Genomic DNA, 18,046 nt, shown 5'->3' on the forward strand with positions numbered 1-18,046 from the left:
TCCCCCGACGCGCGTCGTCAAGCCGCTAGGCGAGCGCGCCGTTCTGCCAACGCATGCGCCAGCGTAAACCGCGCGGCGCACGCTCTGAAGGACTTGTGAACATGGAACGTCTCGATCAACCGGCTGCCGCAGTGCGCGTCGACGGCGCGCGCCTGTGGGGCAGCCTCATGCAACTCGCGCAAATCGGCGCGACCGCCAAGGGCGGCGTCTGCCGCCTGGCGCTGACCGAACTCGACCGGCAAGGCCGCGATCTGTTCGTGAAGTGGGCAAAGGAGATCGGTTGCACGGTGCGTATCGACGCCATCGGCAACATCTTCGCGCGCCGCGCCGGACGCAACGACGCACTGCCGCCCGTCATGACCGGCAGCCACATCGACACCCAGCCGACCGGCGGCAAGTTCGACGGCAACTACGGTGTGCTCGCCGGACTAGAGGTGCTGCGCGCGCTCAGCGACCACGGCATCGTGACCGAAGCGCCGCTCGAAGTCGCCGTCTGGACTAACGAAGAGGGGTCGCGCTTCGTCCCCGTGATGATGGGGTCCGGCGTCTACGCGGGCGCCTTCACGCTGGAACACGCGCTCGCACAGAAAGACCACGACGGCGTGAGCGTCGCCGAAGCGTTGTGCGCCATCGGCTATGCCGGCGCGGCGCCGGCGGTCGGTCAGACAGGGGCCGTCGGGGCGTACTTCGAAGCCCACATCGAGCAGGGCCCGGTGCTCGAAGCCCACGAGAAAACCATCGGCGTGGTGCAAGGCGCGCTGGGTCAGCGCTGGTACGACGTCACCGTCACCGGCATGGAGGCGCATGCGGGCCCCACACCGATGGAGTTGCGCCGCGACGCGTTGCTCGCCGCTGCCCAGTTGATTCAGGCAGTGAACCGCATCGCGTGCGAGCACGCACCGCACGCACGCGGCACCGTCGGCTGGGTCGACAACTATCCGAACTCGCGCAACGTCATTCCGGGCCGTGTGAAGCTCTCCGTCGATCTGCGCGCGGCAGACGACGCCACGCTCGACACCCTGAACGCCAAGCTGCGCGCCGAGTGCGCCGCGTTGAGCACGAAGGGCATCGACGTCGCCATCGAACAGGTGGTGTACTTCCCGCCGCAACCGTTTGCACCGGAACTCGTGGGCGCGATTCGCGATGCCGCCAAAGCGCTTGGTCTGTCGTCGATGGATGCCATCAGCGGTGCCGGGCACGATGCGGTTTATCTGGCGCGCGTGGCCCCGACGGCGATGATCTTCGTGCCGTGCAAGGACGGCATCAGCCACAACGAAATCGAGGATGCCGATCCGGCGCACCTCGAAGCCGGTTGCAACGTGCTGTTGCAGGCGATGCTGCAACGCGCAGGAGGTGCCGCATGAAAGTCATGATCGCGCGGATGAATCACGAGACGAACACGTTCTCGCCGGTGCCCACGCCGCTCGAAGCCTTCGGCAATCACGGACCGGCGTACGACGAGGCCGCCTATCGCGACAACAAAGGCATGCGCACGGCGATGGCCGCGTTCATCGATCTGGCCGAAGCCGCAGGCGCCGAGATAGTGACGCCCGTCTCCGCCAGCGCCAATCCGAGTGGTCCGGTGGCGGCCGGCGCCTACGACGAACTCTGCCGCCGGATCGTGGCGGCGGCGAGCGGCGTCGACGCCATCCTGCTCGATCTGCACGGCGCGATGGTCGCCGAGAACAGCGACGACGGCGAGGGCGATTTGCTCGAACGCCTGCGCGCGGTAGCGCCCGCCACGCCGATTGCCGTGGCACTGGACCTTCATTCGAACATCACACCGAAGATCGTGACCCATGCCGATATCGTCGTGGGCTTCAAGACGTACCCTCACATCGACATGTACGAAACCGGTGAGCATGCCGGACGGCTTCTCTTCGACATGCTCGCAGGCAAGCGCCGCCCCAAGGTGGTGTGGCAACAGCCGCCGTTGATGGTGCACACGCTGCGCAGCACCAGTCACGGCGGAGCGATGAAACGCGCCCTCGACGCCGCGCGGCGTGCCGAAGCCGAGGAGGGCATTCCGGCGGTGTCGGTGTTCTCCGGCTTCTCGCTCGCCGACATTCCGGCGCCGTGCATCAGCGTCGTGGTCACGGCGGACGACGGCGAGGCGGGCGTGGCGCGTGCGCAGGCCGTCGCGGATCGTATCGCGGCACAGATTTGGGACGAGCGCGACGGCTTCGTCTATCGCAGCGCACCGCTGGCCGAATCGATTGCGCAAGCGAAACAATTGGCCGACGGCGCCGACAAGCCGGTGCTGCTGCTCGATCACAGCGACAACTGCATGTCGGGCGGCACCTGCGACACGATGGACGTGCTCGAAGCCGCACTCGCGGGCGGCCTGACGGGCATCGGCGTCGGCCCGCTGTGCGATCCGGAAGCGGTGGCGACGTTGATCGCCGCAGGCGAGGGCGCCGAAGTCACGCTGGCCGTCGGCAACAAACGGCCACTGTCGCAATTGGGCATTACCAAGACGCCCCCGGTCCTCACGGGCATCGTGCGCAAGATCGGCGATGGCGAATACGTCGTCACCGGACCGACATACACGGGCCAACGCTGTTACATGGGACGCACGGTGCTGTTCGATATCGGTGCGGCGCGTATTGTCGTCACCGAACGCACGCACGAGGCGTGGGATCACGGCGTCTTCACCTGCGTTGGCCTCGATCCGCGCAACGAACGCTTCCTGCTGCTGAAGTCGCGCATGTATTGCCGTCCGGTGTTCGTGCCGATCTCGGCAGGTCTCGTCGAATGCGACAGCGACGGTGTGACAAGTTCGAATTACGCGCTGTTCCCGTTCTCGCACCTGAACCGTCCGGTGTATCCGCTGGATCGGGAGGTGAAGTTCGGAGGATGAGTGCAGTGGCGAGCCTTCACGGCCCGCCCCCTCTCAACCTCTCCCACAAGGAATCCCGTCAATCGGGCACTCTTCAGTCCCGGGTGTCGAGCGGGTGATGGCCTCGACTTTGCGCTGGGTGCCTTCCGGGTCGGTGACCCAATCGCGGTAGAACCCGAACGGGCAATCGGCGACGCCGTTCACGCTCTCGCCGGAATGGATCGTCCCGGTGTATCCGCGGTGAAGCAACTTATACAGATGGTTCTGCGACTGCATGTTCTTGCGCGCGTCGCGAATCGCGCTCACGGACAGCTCCGCGTATTGCACGCCCATCTCCTCCTCGCCGCACTCACCGAGTGTGCGGCCGTCGAAGCCGACGATCGCCGAGTGGCCGAAGTACGAATACACACCGTCCCAGCCCGTCGCGTTCGCGACAGCCACATACGTGTTGTTCATCCACGCCATCGCCTTCGCCACAAGCACCTGCTGATCCTTGGCCGGGTACATATACCCCTGACAACGCACCACCAGTTCCGCACCGCTCATCGTGCAATCCCGCCAGATCTCCGGATAGTTGCCGTCATCGCAGATGATCAAACTGATCTTCAGCCCCTTCGGCCCCTCCGTCACGTAAGTGCGGTCGCCGGGGTACCAGCCTTCGATGGGTGTCCACGGCATAATCTTGCGGTACTTCTGCACGATCTCCCCGCGATTGTCGATCAGCACCAGCGTGTTGTAAGGTACCTTGTTCGGATGATCCTCGTGCCGTTCACCCGTGAGCGAAAACACGCCCCACACATTCGCCTTGCGACATGCCGCCGAGAAAATGTCCGTCTCTTCGCCCGGCACCGTCGCTGCGGTGTCGAACATCTCCTGACGGTCGTACATGATCCCGTGCGTCGAGTACTCGGGAAAGATCACGAGATCCATGCCGGGCAACCCCTGCTTCATGCCGACGACCATGCCGGCGATCTTGCGCGCGTTCTCCAATACCTCAGCCTTCGTATGCAAACGCGGCATCTTGTAGTTGACGACCGCAACGCCCACACAGTCGCGGCTACTCGAAATATCCCCATGTCGCATGAATCCCTTCTCCTTCAAAACTCGCGGTCCCGACGCACGGCCCGGAGACCCCGGGCCGTGCCGAACCCTTCCAAAAGAATCAATGGCTGATCATCCAGGGCCGTCCCGCCGGCCGCTTCAGCCCGCCCGTTGCCGTGGACGTCTGCCCGCTCGCCCCCGCCAGCGACACCTTGCCGCCGGTGCAGCAACTGCACCCCGGTCGATGACGCGACGACGGCCCGTCGCCGGAATGACGCGGTGCATGTGCAGCCCGCTCGTTCGTGGCGTGCGCCGCGCGACTCGCACTTCCCATCAACGCAAGCGATGGCGCCGTCATCACGCGCGTGCCCTCACCCCCACAATCCGGGCAGTGGCACGGTGTGTCGCGATCCGCCATGCGCCGCATGACGGCGAACGGTCCGCACGTCGTACATTCGAAGTCGTAAATCGGCATCTCCGCCTCCTGTTGTCTTATCTCGTGAGTGATGCTCGTGGCGCACGCCGCGTCAGCCCTTCACCAGATCTGGCGAACACGGCATGTCGACACTACCCGTCACATGACGAATCGGTCCGTCGGCATTCGGACGGATGTCGAAGTCGAAGATCTGCGTCGGCAACCACAACGTCGCACACGCATTCGGAATGTCGACCACGCCGCTGATATGCCCCTGCACCGGCGCACAACCGAGCAACGAGTACGCCTGCGCCCCCGAGTAGCCGAACTTCTTTAGATACTCGATGGCGTTCAGGCACGCCTGACGATAGGCGACCGTGACATCCAGATAGTGCTGCCCGCCCTGCTCGTCGACCGAGATACCCTCGAAGATCAGATAGTCGTTGTACGCCGGCGTGATGGGACTCGGCTGGAACACCGGATTGCGAATGCCGTACTTCGCCATGCCGCCTTTGATCACGTTGACACGCATGTGCACCCACCCCGCCATCTCGATGGCGCCGCAGAACGTGATCTCGCCGTCCCCCTGACTGAAGTGAAGGTCGCCCACAGACAGCCCTGCGCCATCGACATACACCGGGAAGAAAACCTTCGAGCCGCGCGAAAGATCCTTGATGTCGCAGTTCCCGCCATGCTCGCGCGGCGGCACCGTGCGCGCGCCTTCGGCGGCAGCCTTGTTGCGCGCGTCGCCCGTCAGCTTGCCCATGTGCGCCGTCGCGGCGAACGGCGGGTTGGCCAGCGGCGGCACGCGGTCCGGCTCCGTCGCGATCAGGCCGACCTCGCGCGCGTTCCACGTCTGAAGCAATTTCGGATCGGGCAGACAGCCGATCAGTCCCGGGTGAATCAGCCCGGCGAAATTCACGCCCGGAATATGCCGCGAACTCGTGTAAAGCCCGTGGAAATCCCAGATCGACTTCTGCGCATGCGGAAAATGATCGGTCAGAAAGCCACCGCCGTTCGTCTTCGAGAAGAAGCCGTTGAAGCCCCACTGACTGTCCTGCTTCGCGCCGATGTCGAGCAGATCGACGACCAGCAGATCGCCGGGCTGCGCGCCATGCACGCCCACCGGCCCCGAGAGAAAATGCACGATCGACAGGTCGATATCGCGAACATCGTCGGCGCTGTCGTTGTTCTTGATGAAGCCGCCGGTCCAGTCGTACGTCTCGAGAATGAAGTCGTCGCCGGGATTCACCCAGCACGCCATCGGGATATCCGGATGCCAACGGTTGTGCACCTGCTCGTTTTCGTACGCGGATTGGTTCAGGTCGACCTTGATAAGAGTTTCGGCCATTGCACTCGCTCCTGGTTTCAAATGCCGGTGCCAGACACCGGCGATCAATGACGCCACGCGGCGTCGGATTACACGGAGAGGTATTCGCGTATGCGCCCGGCATCGCCGGCGTCCCGCGTGCTCTGATGAACGAAACGCCCGCCCTCGATAACGAACAGTCGGTCCGCCACGTCCATCGCGAAACTCAGCACCTGCTCGGAAACGACCACGGCGATGTTGCGCGTCGCGCGAATGTGATTGAGCGCCCGTGCAATGTCCTTGATGACGGACGGCTGTATCCCCTCGGTCGGCTCGTCGAGCAGCAGTACCTTGGGATCGGTTGCGAGCGCGCGCGCAATGGCGAGTTGTTGCTGCTGTCCGCCGGAGAGATTGCCGCCCTTGCGGCGGCGCATGTCGAACAGCACGGGAAACAACGCGTAGAGATCGTCGGGAACGGACTGGCTCGCCGCATTCTCGAGCCCGGTCTGGATGTTCTCTTCGACGGTGAGCGATGCAAAGATCTGGCGACCCTGCGGAACGTAACCGATCCCCTTGGCCACGCGCCGGAAGCTCTCGTCCCTAGACACGTCGACACCGCCCACACGAACGGTGCCGCGATTCGCGGGCAACATGCCAATCAACGACTTGAACAATGTTGTTTTGCCCATCCCGTTGCGGCCCATCACCGCAACGCTTTCGCCGCTGGCGACGGAAAATCCGATGCCGTGCAGCACCTCGCTCTGGCCATAGCTGACGACAAGATCATCGACTTCCAACATGATGTGTCCTCCAATCAGTGTCCGAGATAAACATCGATCACACGCGGGTCGGATTGCACCTTGGCCATTGGGCCCTCGGCGAGAATCTTTCCCTGATGCATCACGGTGACCTTGTGCGCGATCCGCTCGACGAAAGCCATGTCGTGCTCGATGACGATCATCGAGCGGTTGCGACAAATTCGATCGAGCAGCTCAGCCGTCAGCTCGCGCTCGCGCACGCTCATGCCGGCAATCGGCTCATCCAGCATCAAAAGTTCGGGGTCCTGCATAAGAAGCATACCAATTTCCAACCACTGCTTCTGTCCGTGCGACAGTAAACCGGCTTCGAGGTCGAGCGAGGCCGACAGACCGATCTCCTCGGCAACGGATCGGACACGGTCCGCAACCTCGCTATCCGTGCGGTAGAAAAGCGCGCCGAACACGCCGCGCCCACGCGGGAACGACACTTCGAGGTTCTGCGCGACGCTCAGGTTTTCGTAGATCGACGGCGTCTGAAACTTGCGGCCTATCCCCTTGTGCACGCGTCTGAACTCGGCCAGTCGCGTGATTTCCTCGTTGCGAAACTTGATGCTGCCCGCCGTCTCCTTCGTCTTGCCGCAGATTAGATCGAGCAGCGTCGTCTTGCCGGCGCCGTTGGGACCGATCACGACACGCAACTCACCACGCTCCAGATACAGATTCAGGGAATCGATGGCCTTGAACCCGTCGAACGAAACGGTGAGGTCTTCTATCGCCAGAAGAAAGTCGGTGTTGCTCATGCTTTACGCTCCCATTCTGTCTTGCCCCCGGCGCCGAGAAAACGGCGAATTCGCGGGCGCACATGCGCATCGAAAAGACCGGCCAGACCGTTCGGGAAGGCCATCACCACGCCGATGAACATGGCCGCCATCAGATACAGCCAGAGGTTGGGGAAACTCTCGGAGAACCAGCTCTTGCCCAGATTGACGAGAATCGCGCCGTACACCGCGCCGACAAGCGACATACGTCCGCCGACCGCCGCATAAATCACCATCTCGATGGACGGCACGATGCCCACGAACGACGGCGACATGAAACCGACCTGAAGCGTGAACATCGCGCCGCCGATCGCAGCGAGCAACGCGGCGAAGCAGAATGAGAACACCTTGAACATCGAAACGTCGTAGCCCGAGAACCGCACACGGTCCTCCTTGTCTCGCATGGCCAGCAGCAGCGTACCGAGCTTGCCGCGCTGCACCCACCGGCACAGCAGCAACGCGACGATCAGCAACGCGGCGTTGACGAAGTAAAGAACGAGCTTCGCGTGGTCCGTGCGAATGTCCCAGCCGAGCAGCGTGCGCAGATCGGTGATGCCGTTCACCCCACCGGTATAGCCCTGTTGGCCGATGATGAGCACCGACAGAATCAGCGCCACGGCCTGCGTGATGATGGCGAAATACACACCGCCGACCCGCCGTTTGAACATCGCGTAACCGATCACGAAGGCAAGCGCCGTCGGCACGACGAGCACCGCGATGATCGAGAACGGCAGATAGTGAAACGGCTTCCACCAATCCGGCAGCGCGGTGAGCTGATTCCAGTCCATGAAGTCCGGAATGCCCGGGGTGGTCTGCGTACTCGTGGCCGCGGCGCTCGACGCTTCGAGCTTGAGAAACATCGCCATCGCATAACCGCCAAGCCCGAAGAAGACGCCCTGCCCGAGACTGAGCACGCCGCCGTAACCCCATGCGATCACCAGTCCGACGGCGACGAACGCATACGTCAGGTACTTGCCCATGAGGTTCAGGCGAAACGCGTCGAGCGCGAGCGGAAACACGACGACGATGAGCACGGCCAGTATCACGATGCCCGCGTAGCCCGAAGCGTCGAAGCGCGCCAGCATTGCGCGCCAGCCGACGGGGGGGACGGGGGCCTCGGATCGGAGGGAGACGCCGCCCGCCGAGGTTTGGATGGGTTCCATGTACATCTCTCCATACAGAGGAATCGGTCGACGACCGAGGCACCGGCACACCGGCGGATCACGCGCGCCGGACTTTCGAAGCGAACAGGCCCTGCGGGCGCAGCATCAGAATGACCACCACGGTGAGGAGCGTCAGCACGCGGGCAATCGAACCGGAAAGGAAAAACTCGCTGATCGACTGCATCTGCGCAATGCCGAAGGCCGAGGCCACCGTGCCGAGCAGGCTCGCCGCGCCGCCGAACGTCACCACCAGGAACGAATCGACGATATAGAGCGAGCCGCTGGTCGGCCCTGTCGACCCGATGGCCGTGAACGCCGCACCGGCGACGCCGGCGATGCCGCAGCCGATCGCGAATGTCATCCGGTCGGTGCGGCGGGTATTGATGCCCGCCGCATTTGCCATCGGCCGGTTGGCGACGGTCGCGCGCACACGCAGCCCCCAGCGCGAGCGGTACAGCGCCAGCAACAGGCCGCCCGTCATGACGAGCGCGAGCGCCATCACGAACATGCCGCTCACCGGAATGTCGAGACCGGGTGCCGGCTCCCACGACCCCATGAGCCAGTCGGGCAGCGCCGGGCTGACTTCTTTCGGCCCGAACGTCGAACGGAACACTTGCTGCATGCCCAGACTCAGGCCCCAGGTGGCGAGCAACGTGTCGAGCGGACGCCGGTACAGATGCCGGATCAGCGCCCATTCCGCCAGCCATCCCGCTCCGAAGGCGAGCACGAAGGCGGCGACGATGGCGAAGAAGAAATACACCGGCGCGAATACCGGCCAGACGTTCTGGGTGGCCCACGAAAACATGTAGACGGTATAGGCGCCGATGGTCATGAATTCGCCGTGCGCCATGTTGATGACGCCCATCTGCCCGAAGATCACGGCCAGTCCGAGCCCCATGAGCAGCAGAACGCTGAACAGGCGCAGTCCCGCAAAGCCTTGCATCAGCGTGATATTGAGAATGTCGTTGGCGGACATCTGACGCTCCTCGCGCGACGACCGTCCGGTCGTCGCGCCTGTGCGGGTTGAGGGATTACATGTAGCCCTTCGGGAACGGATCCGGATGGATCGGCTCCGGCGAACTCGCCACGACCTTGAACTGTCCGTCCGCCTGCCCTTCGCCGATCAGCGATCGGCTCCACAGGTGATGGTTCGGATCGACCTTCGCGTAGCCCTGGGGTGCGTTGGGCAGTTCAATGCCCGCTGACGCGGCGACCACCTTGTTCACGTCGAAGCTGCCCGCGCGCTCGCACGCGGCCTTCCAGATCCAGGGGCCGAGGTAGGCCGCCTGTGTCACGTCGCCGATCACCGATTTCGCGCCGTAGCGCGCCTTGAACGCGGCGACGAACTTCTTGTTGTTGTCGTTATCCAGCGACTGGAAGTACTTCATCGAGGAGTAGAAGCCCGCGAAGTTTTCGCCGCCAATGCCCAGCACTTCGTCTTCCGTGACGGAAAGGGTCAGCAGGAATTGCTTCTGGGGCGTGATGCCCGCTGCCTTGAGTTGCTTGTAGAACGCCACGTTCGAGCCGCCCACCACCGTCGCGAAAATGCAGTCGGGACGTGCGAGCTTGATCTTGTTCATCAGCGAATTGAACTCGGTCGTGCCGAGCGGGTAATACTCTTCGCCGACCACCTTCGCGTGAAGATGCTGCTCGATATGACGGCGCGCGATCTTGTTCGACGTGCGCGGCCAGATGTAGTCGGAACCAATCAGGAAGAACGTCTTGGCCTTCTTCGTGTTCGACGCCCAGTCGAGCGCCCAGAGAATCTGCTGCGTGGCTTCCTGACCGGTGTAGAAGACGTTCTTCGACTGCTCCAGACCTTCATAGAACGTCGGGTAGTACAGCAAGCCGTTGTCCTTCTCGAACACCGGCAGCACCGCCTTGCGCGAGGCCGACGTCCAGCAACCGAAAACGGCCGCGACGTGGTCGTTCTCGAGCAACTTCTTGGATTTCTCGGCGTAGGTTGGCCAGTCGGACGCACCGTCTTCCTGAATGATGTTGATCTTACGTCCGAGCACGCCGCCCATCGCATTGATCTGTTCGATGGCAAGACGCTCTGCCTGAATCGAGCCCGTCTCGGAGATCGCCATCGTGCCGGTTGCCGAGTGCAACTGGCCGACCGTGACCGTGGTGTCGGTTACGGCGAGGCCGGTGGTGTTCACCTTAGCCGTCGGCGGCACCTGTGCGAACGACGTTCGCGGCAGGCCCAGCGCCATGAGCGGGGCCGCGGCAAGGCCGCCGAGCAACCGCCTGCGCAACGGCGAAGCCATGCGCTCGTCATCTTCGAATCGATCGTCTGCGGACATCACGTTCTCCTGGTCATAAGCCCTGTGCGAGAAGCGCAGCGGGCGGGTTTCACGGGTTTGAACGCAATGTAGGGAGCCAATTTGACGATCGGAATACGTCGATTGACGTATTCCCCGGGCGGGGGGGTGGAATGTAATTTGCTTTGGGCTTTACACCCGACGCTTTTTGCACCAATCCGGATCGTCTTCACGTCTTCATGGCCAAGATGCACCAAAGTTCAGTCAGCGCGCTCAGCACTCAGCGCATCGTGAAGGTGCGGCGGGATTACAACGCCTGGGTCGGCGACGAGACGCTGGAAGACTATGCGCTGCGCTTCACCCCGCGCTCGTTTCGCCGCTGGTCGGAATTTCGCGTCGCGACCACGGCAATCGGCGGCGTGTCGTTTCTGGTGCTGGAGGCCATCGGCGGCAGCCTTGTCATCAATTACGGCTTCACCAACGCGGTCTGGGCCATCGCCGCCGTCTCGATCCTGATTTTCCTGACGAGCCTGCCGATCAGCTATTACGCGGCACGCTACGGCGTGGACATGGATCTGCTCACGCGCGGCGCCGGCTTCGGTTACATAGGCTCGACGGTGACGTCGTTCCTTTACGCCATCTTCACATTCCTGTTCTTCGCGCTCGAAGCGGCCATCATGGCGCTGGCGTTACAGCTCTATTTCCACATCTCGCTGGCGCTCGCGTATGTCGTGAGTTCGCTCGTCGTGATTCCGCTGGTGATGTTCGGCATCACGCTCATCAACCGGCTGCAAAGCTGGACGCAGCCGCTGTGGATCGTGCTGTTCGTGTTGCCCTACGCCGCAGTGCTGTGGCACCACCCCGGGATGATGCGCGAGTGGACCACGTTCGCGGGATTCGCCCCGCAAGGCCGGGCGTTCAGTCTCATTGCGTTCGGGCAGGCGTCGACGGTCGTGTTCGCGCTGATCGTGCAGATCGGCGAACAGGTGGACTATCTGCGCTTCCTGCCGCCGCTGACGGCGCGCAACCGCAAGCGCTGGTGGCTCGCGCTGCTGTCCGCCGGTCCGGGCTGGATCGTACCCGGTGCGCTGAAGATGCTCGGCGGCGCCTTCCTCGCATTTGTGGCGATCCAGAATGAAGTGGGGGTCGCACAAGCCGCGCAGCCCACGCAGATGTATCTCGTCGCTTATCACATCCTGCTCGATCCGGCAGGGCTGGCCAGCTGGGCGCTGCCGGTCATGACGCTTTTCGTCATCGTCTCGCAACTCAAGATCAACGTGACGAACGCGTATGCGGGATCACTGGCCTGGTCGAACTTCTTTGCGCGTCTCACGCACAGTCATCCGGGGCGCGTGGTGTGGCTCGTCTTCAACGTGATGATCGCGCTGCTGCTCGTGGAGATCGGTGTCTTCGAGGTGATCGGCAAAGTGCTCTCGCTGTATGCGAATGTCGCCGTGGCCTGGATAGGCGCGCTGTGCGCCGATCTCGTCATCAACAAACCATTGGGATACAGCCCGCGTCACATCGAGTTCAAACGCGCGCATCTCTATGATGTGAATCCCGTCGGGCTGGGCGCGATGTTGCTGGGCGTCGTGGCGGCCCTCACGGCCCGGGCTGGCGTCTTCGGCGAGCTTGGCGAGGCGATGTCGCTGTTCCTCGCCTTCGGCGTGGCGTTCGTCTGCGCGCCGATCATTGCCATCGCGACACGCGGCAAGTACTACCTCGCGCGCATGCCGCAATCGACCGGCGACGCCAGATCGCTGCGCTGTGCGATCTGTGAGCACGCATTCGAGCCGGAGGACACGGCCCACTGTCCGGCATATGGCGGCACGATCTGCTCGCTTTGCTGCTCGCTGGACTCCCGTTGCCACGATCGCTGCAAGCCGCATGCGCGCTTCTCCGCGCAGGCCGATCGCGCATTACACTGCGTGTTTCCGCGCCTGCGACTGGGGCCGGCGGCGTTGCGGCTCATTCGCTATGCGAGCCTCGTGCTGGCCATCCTTGCCGTGTTGGCCGGCGTTCTGTTTCTGATCTGGTCGCAGAGTGTGGCGTCGATCAGCGCGGCGGAAGTCGGGGTCATAGGAAGCAGCTTCCTCAAGATCTTCTTCTCGCTCGCCCTCGTGGGCTGCATCGCGGCATGGTGGTTCGTGCTGGAGCGCGAGAGCCGCCGCGTCACGGAAGAAGAATCGCAACGGCAGAACGAATTGCTGATGCAGGAAATCGAAGCGCACCAGAAGACCGACGAGGCGCTTAAGCGCGCGACTGCGGCCGCCGAGTCGGCAAATCAGGCCAAGAGCCGTTATGTATCGGGCCTCAGTCACGAACTACGGACGCCGCTCAACAGCATCCTCGGCTATGCGCAGCTTCTGATGCAGGCGAAGGAAGAACTGTCCCCAACGCGCTACAACGCGGTGCGCACCATCCATCGCAGCGGCGAGCATCTGCTTGCGCTGGTCGACGGACTGCTGGACGTCGCGCGCATCGAGGCCGGCAAGCTGCAATTGAACATCACGAAAGTGTCGCTGACCGATTTCGTGTCTCACGTGTCGTCGATGATGAGTCCGTTGGCGATGGAAAAGGCGCTCGCCTTCGATGTCCAGACCGTCGGTCGAATTCCGGGGACGGTGAAGTGCGATCAGAAGTACCTCGGGCAGATTCTCACCAACCTGATCGGCAACGCGATTCGCTTCACGTCAGCAGGGACGGTGACGCTGCGCGTGAGTCACGCGCTGGACACGCTGAAGTTCGAAGTGATCGATACCGGACCCGGCATCGCGCCTGAGGAAATGGCGCGTCTCTTCCTGCCGTTCGAGCGCGGCGACGCCGCCCAAGCGGACGATCACGGCGCGGGCCTCGGACTGACGATCTGCCGATTGCTCACGCATGCGCTCGGCGGCAGTCTGGACGCGCACAGCGAGGTCGGACGCGGCACGCGCTTCATCGTGAAACTCTTCGCACCGGCGGTGCGAAGCGCACCCGACGTCTACACCGAGTTGGCGGGCATTCGCGGGTACGCCGGTCCGCGCCGCACGATTCTGGTGGTGGACGACCTGGCCGATCAGCGGGGGATCGTCGTCCAACTGCTCACGCCGCTGGGCTTCGGCGTGACCGAAGTCGCCAGCGGTCCTGACGCGTTGCGATGGCTGGGCACCCACACCGCCGACGCGATCATCATGGACATCTCCATGCCGTTGATGGATGGCTACGAAACCAGCCGCCTGATTCGTGAGAATCAGCTCTCGGAGGCGCCCGTCGTATTGCTCTCGGCCAACGCTTTCGCCGACGATCGCGAGCGTGCCGGCGCGTCCGGCTGCGCAGGCTATCTGGCCAAGCCGTTGCAGGTGAATCTGTTGCTCGACAAGCTCGCGCAACTGCTTTCGCTGGAATGGATTGCGTCGGAACCGATGGCGCCGCCCAGCCCCGCGCGGGCGGAGACATCGGCGGCGGCGTCCGGCGCCATCCGGCTCGCGCTGCCCGAGGGGGTCTTGCAGCGTATCCGCGAGCATCTCGACGTCGGCTATGTGCAGGGGGTCGTCGAGCAACTCGACGAGGCGCGTCGCGTCCACCCGGCGTTGTCCGCCCAGATCGACACGCTACGCGCACTTGCCGAACGCTTTCAGCTAAGGGAACTTGAAAATGAGCTTGTCCACCTGCCCCGCGCCACCGGTGCATGACGTGCGCACGGAGGCGAGCGACCCGCCTGAGTGGCTGGGAAACCGTCCCGTCGTACTGATCGTGGACGACACGCCCGACAATCTCGCCTTTCTCTCCGATACCCTGCAAGCGAACGGTTATGCGGTGCTCGTCGCGTTAAGCGGCGAGGCGGCATTGAAGTGTCTGTCGCGGGTCACGCCAGATGTCGTGCTGCTCGACGCGATGATGCCCGCGATGGACGGCTTCGAGACCTGCATGCGGATCAAACAGGATCCGCGTCACGAGCATCTTCCGGTCATCTTCATGACGTCGCTGACGGAAAGCGAGCATGTCGTGCGGGGCTTTCGCGTCGGGGGCATCGATTACGTGACGAAACCCGTGCGCCCGGAAGAGGTGTGCGCGCGCATTGGCGCGCATGTGGTGCGCTCGCGCGCGCAATCCTATGCACAGGCGGCGCTCTCGCTCGACGCGCGCGCGGCGCTCATCGTCTCGGAGGACGGCACGATCCGCTGGCAGAGTCCTCAGGCGGCGCGGCAAATCGCGGCCTACGGTGCGCCGCACGAGGACGTCGTCAAACCGCGTTTGCCTGCCCCATTGCTGCATTGGTTCGTGGCCTGGCTTGCGCACGGCGCGCAGGCGGACGTCGTCCATGAATGCGTACTCGAGAACGTTCGCCGTTCCGCCACGGCTGCCCCGGCCCCGAAGACCGGCGAGTGGATCATCACGCTCACGGAAGCCGACGACACCGCTTACTGCACGGCGCTTGCCCTGCGCTTCGGCCTGACCGCACGCGAAGCCGAAGTGCTCCTGTGGGTGTCGCGCGGCAAAGCCAATCGCGACATCGGGGACATCCTCGGCATGGCGCCCCGCACAGTCAACAAGCACCTCGAACATCTGTTCCGAAAGCTCCACGTGGAAACTCGCGCGACCGCCGCCGCGCTGGTGGTGAAAGTCCTCGATCGGCGGTGAGGTCGGCCTCATGCAGTGAAACTGATTGGCACTGCGTTCGCACTGAGCTACCTACCTCGGACGATTACTCGTCGAGCGCCCTGTTGCCGGTTTCTTCAAACATCGACACGGCGATGAGCGAGATGATCACGCAGGCGATCATGTACCAGGCCGGCGCCATCTTGTTACCGGTCGTGCGAATCAGCCAGCCCGCGACGAGTTGCGCCGTACCGCCGAACACCGACACCGCGATGGCATACGCGCTCGACATGTAGCCCGCACGCAGATGCTTCGGGAAGTTCTCCGGCATCAGCGCGTAAGCCGGGGCCGAACCCATCGTGTAGCAGAGCATCAGCACAATCAGGGCGGCGAGCACCACCGGCAGCGACGGGAAGTGCGTCATGATCCAGAACGCCGGATACAGCAGCACGATGAGCCCCACGCGGCCGGCGATCGTGAGCGGCTTGCGGCGGCCCATCTTGTCCGACAACGCGCCGTAGATCGGGCACATCACCAGCGAGATCGTGCTGGCGGCAACGCCGGCGAGCATCGACATCTTCGGCGGCAGGCCCAGGTACTGAATGCAGTACGTCGGCATGTAATACATCATCACGTACGTCGACACCGACATCCCCATGATCGAGAAGATCGTGAGGAACCAGTTGCGCACGTACAGGCCATGCTTGGGATCGTCGCGACCGGCAACGGTCTTCGGCTTCGGCGGCTCTTCCTGAATGTGACGGCGCAGGTAGATACCGACCGGTGCGATCAGCGTGCCCAGCAGGAACGGGATACGCCAGCCCCAGCTATGCATGGTGTCGTCAGAGAGCAGGAAGCCGAGGCTTGCGGCAAGACCCGAGCCGAGCAAAGCGGCCGCGCCCTGGCTCGCCAACTGCCAGCTTGCGCGGAAGCCACGGCTCTTCGCGCCCCCCATTTCCAGCAGCGTGGCCGTCGCCGCGCCGAACTCGCCGCCTTGCGCAAAGCCTTGCAGCAAACGCGCCGCCACGATCAGCAGCGGTGCCGCCAGACCGATCTGCGCATACGTCGGCGCGAGGCCGATGGCCACCGAGCCGAGCGCCATCAGCCCGATGGTAAGCGTGAGCGCCGGCTTGCGTCCGGCACGGTCGGCATATCGGCCGATCACGATGCCGCCGAGCGGACGCATCACGAAGCCCACGGCGAACACCGCGAACGCGAGCAGCGACGACGTGATGGGGTCGTCCGCCGGGAAGAACTGCTTGCCGATGGTCAGCGCGAAATAGCTGTAGACCGTGAAGTCGAAGAACTCCAGCAGGTTGCCGATGACGGCGGCAAAAACGATCTTGCGCTGCTGCGCCGGGCTCATTGTCGACGGCTGTGCGCCGTCAATCGGAAGCGATTGCGTTGCGATGCTCATGCGCGATCCTTGCTGAGAAAGCGTTCGACCAGTCGCGTCCAGAAGGCGGCCCCGATGGTCAGATTGTCGTCGTTGAAGTCGTACTTGGCGTTGTGCAGCATCGGCTTGCCTTCGCCGTTACCCAGGCGGATGAAGCAGCCCGGCACCTTCTGCAGGTAGTAGGCGAAGTCCTCGCTGCCCGCGATCGGCGGGAACGGCGAGATGACGTGCTCGGTACCGACCAGCGCTTCGGCCACGCTGCGCGCAAATTCCGTCTCTGCCTCGCTGTTCACCAGCACCGGATAACCCCGGATGTACTCGATGTCGGCGCTCGCGCCGTAGCCTTCCGTATGCGACGTCACCAGCGCGCGGATGCGCTCTTCGAGCGTGGCGCGTACTTTCGCAGAGAACGAGCGCACGCTCATTTCCATCGTGGCGTCTTCGGGAATCACGTTGGGGGCAAAACCGGCATGGAACGTGCCGACGGTGACCACTGCGGCTTCTGTCGGGTCGATATTGCGCGCGACCACGGTTTGCAGCGCCATCACGAGGCTGCTGCCGATCACCACCGGATCGATGGCCAGGTGCGGGCGCGCCGCGTGGCCGCCACGGCCGTGGATGCGGATCTTGACGGTGTCGCACGCAGCCATGAGCGGACCGGCGCGAAAACCGAACGTGCCCGTAGCCACGCCGGGGTGATTGTGCAGACCGAAGATGGCTTCGCACGGGAAGCGCTCGAACAGGCCGTCGGCAATCATCTGCTCGGCGCCGCTGTTCGAACCGGCTTCTTCCGCCGGCTGGAAAATCAAATGGACGGTGCCGTCGAAATTGCGCGTCTTCGCCAGATGTTGCGCCGCGCCGAGCAGCACGGTCGTATGGCCGTCATGGCCGCAGGCGTGCATCTTGCCGTCGTGCACGCTGGCATACGCGAGACCCGTCTGCTCGTGAATCGGCAGCGCATCCATATCGGCGCGCAGCCCCACGGTGCGACCGCTCGTGCCCACGGTGAGCGAGGCCACTACGCCGTGACCGCCGACGTTACGCGTGACCTGATAACCCCAGCTTTCGAGTTTCTGCGCCACGTAACGCGACGTGTCGACTTCCTCGTAGGACAGCTCGGGGTGTTGGTGGATATGGTGACGAATGTCGGCCAGTTGCTCGCGGGCATCGGCCAGATCACCCACTTCGCAATAGCGAATCTCGCTCATCGGGGACTCCTCGTTTTTCTGAATATCGCGGAGTATTGCACCGACGAAAATCCCCACCCATGACGCAAACCACGGCAAAATGTTGCTCTCAAGTCAACAATCAAACTCGCTGCCACAGCAGGAAAATGTTGGCATCGACGGAAAAATCATCTCCGATTCAATAACTTATAGAGAATCATCGGCGCATTGGACGCGCCCAGCGGCGGCCACCGGGTCAACGCCGGGTCGGACCGGTGTATTCGCTCGAACGTCAC

Annotated in this window: 14 protein-coding genes; 4 read left to right on the top strand and 10 right to left on the bottom strand. The window is 63.5% G+C overall.

Translation table 11 applies throughout. From position 1 onward, the window contains the following. Positions 1–101 precede the first annotated feature (101 nt). Both PHO31112_RS02355 and PHO31112_RS02360 read left to right on the top strand, forming a co-directional pair. On the top strand, positions 102–1,364 hold the full coding sequence (locus PHO31112_RS02355; protein ID WP_150618997.1) for a Zn-dependent hydrolase: 1,263 nt from the start codon (positions 102–104) through the stop codon (positions 1,362–1,364). Continuing rightward, positions 1,361–2,860 carry a M81 family metallopeptidase gene (locus PHO31112_RS02360; RefSeq protein ID WP_150618998.1) on the top strand — a complete coding sequence of 500 codons (1,500 nt, stop codon included), beginning with the start codon at positions 1,361–1,363 and terminating at the stop codon, positions 2,858–2,860. The genes PHO31112_RS02355 and PHO31112_RS02360 overlap by 4 nt, the downstream gene beginning before the upstream one ends. A 33-nt stretch (positions 2,861–2,893) precedes the next feature. Here the strand turns inward: PHO31112_RS02360 and PHO31112_RS02365 are convergent, their stop codons facing one another. The 8 genes from PHO31112_RS02365 to urtA all read right to left on the bottom strand — a co-directional run bounded on the left by PHO31112_RS02365 (position 2,894) and on the right by urtA (position 10,649). After that, positions 2,894–3,922, bottom strand: a complete 1,029-nt coding sequence (locus tag PHO31112_RS02365; RefSeq protein ID WP_150618999.1) for an aliphatic amidase — start codon at positions 3,920–3,922, stop codon at positions 2,894–2,896. 79 nt (positions 3,923–4,001) lie between these two features. Then, positions 4,002–4,355 carry an FmdB family zinc ribbon protein gene (locus PHO31112_RS02370; protein ID WP_150619000.1) on the bottom strand — a complete coding sequence of 118 codons (354 nt, stop codon included), beginning with the start codon at positions 4,353–4,355 and terminating at the stop codon, positions 4,002–4,004. Positions 4,356–4,407: 52 nt separating this feature from the next. Further along, entirely contained in the window at positions 4,408–5,646 is a 1,239-nt protein-coding gene (gene fmdA, locus PHO31112_RS02375; protein WP_150619001.1) for a formamidase, read from the bottom strand. Between the two features lie 68 nt (positions 5,647–5,714). Continuing rightward, positions 5,715–6,404, bottom strand: a complete 690-nt coding sequence (urtE, locus tag PHO31112_RS02380) for an urea ABC transporter ATP-binding subunit UrtE (protein ID WP_150619002.1) — start codon at positions 6,402–6,404, stop codon at positions 5,715–5,717. A 14-nt stretch (positions 6,405–6,418) separates the two neighbouring features. Continuing rightward, positions 6,419–7,162, bottom strand: coding sequence for an urea ABC transporter ATP-binding protein UrtD (urtD, locus tag PHO31112_RS02385; RefSeq protein WP_150619003.1), 744 nt, complete (start codon positions 7,160–7,162; stop codon positions 6,419–6,421). Next, positions 7,159–8,343: an urea ABC transporter permease subunit UrtC gene (gene urtC, locus PHO31112_RS02390; protein ID WP_150619004.1), complete on the bottom strand. Its 1,185-nt coding sequence runs from the start codon at positions 8,341–8,343 to the stop codon at positions 7,159–7,161. Before urtC ends, urtD begins: the two co-directional genes overlap by 4 nt. Positions 8,344–8,401: 58 nt before the next feature. Continuing rightward, complete coding sequence (urtB, locus tag PHO31112_RS02395; protein WP_150619005.1) at positions 8,402–9,319, bottom strand: urea ABC transporter permease subunit UrtB; 918 nt, start codon at positions 9,317–9,319, stop codon at positions 8,402–8,404. 55 nt (positions 9,320–9,374) lie between these two features. Beyond that, positions 9,375–10,649 carry an urea ABC transporter substrate-binding protein gene (urtA, locus tag PHO31112_RS02400; RefSeq protein ID WP_150619006.1) on the bottom strand — a complete coding sequence of 425 codons (1,275 nt, stop codon included), beginning with the start codon at positions 10,647–10,649 and terminating at the stop codon, positions 9,375–9,377. 206 nt (positions 10,650–10,855) lie between these two features. On the opposite strand from urtA, the gene PHO31112_RS02405 reads away from it, so the two are divergent. Both PHO31112_RS02405 and PHO31112_RS02410 read left to right on the top strand, forming a co-directional pair. Next, positions 10,856–14,281: an ATP-binding protein gene (locus tag PHO31112_RS02405; RefSeq protein WP_425495151.1), complete on the top strand. Its 3,426-nt coding sequence runs from the start codon at positions 10,856–10,858 to the stop codon at positions 14,279–14,281. After that, on the top strand, positions 14,244–15,230 hold the full coding sequence (locus PHO31112_RS02410) for a response regulator transcription factor (RefSeq protein ID WP_246177634.1): 987 nt from the start codon (positions 14,244–14,246) through the stop codon (positions 15,228–15,230). Before PHO31112_RS02405 ends, PHO31112_RS02410 begins: the two co-directional genes overlap by 38 nt. Before the next feature lie 64 nt (positions 15,231–15,294). Here PHO31112_RS02410 and PHO31112_RS02415 read toward each other — a convergent pair whose 3' ends face one another. Next, entirely contained in the window at positions 15,295–16,605 is a 1,311-nt protein-coding gene (locus tag PHO31112_RS02415) for an MFS transporter (protein WP_150619008.1), read from the bottom strand. Further along, positions 16,602–17,792, bottom strand: coding sequence for a M20 aminoacylase family protein (locus tag PHO31112_RS02420; RefSeq protein WP_150619009.1), 1,191 nt, complete (start codon positions 17,790–17,792; stop codon positions 16,602–16,604). The genes PHO31112_RS02415 and PHO31112_RS02420 overlap by 4 nt, the downstream gene beginning before the upstream one ends. Positions 17,793–18,046 lie beyond the last annotated feature (254 nt).

The sequence above is a fragment of the Pandoraea horticolens genome (assembly GCF_902459555.1).
Classification (GTDB): Bacteria; Pseudomonadota; Gammaproteobacteria; order Burkholderiales; family Burkholderiaceae; genus Pandoraea; species Pandoraea horticolens.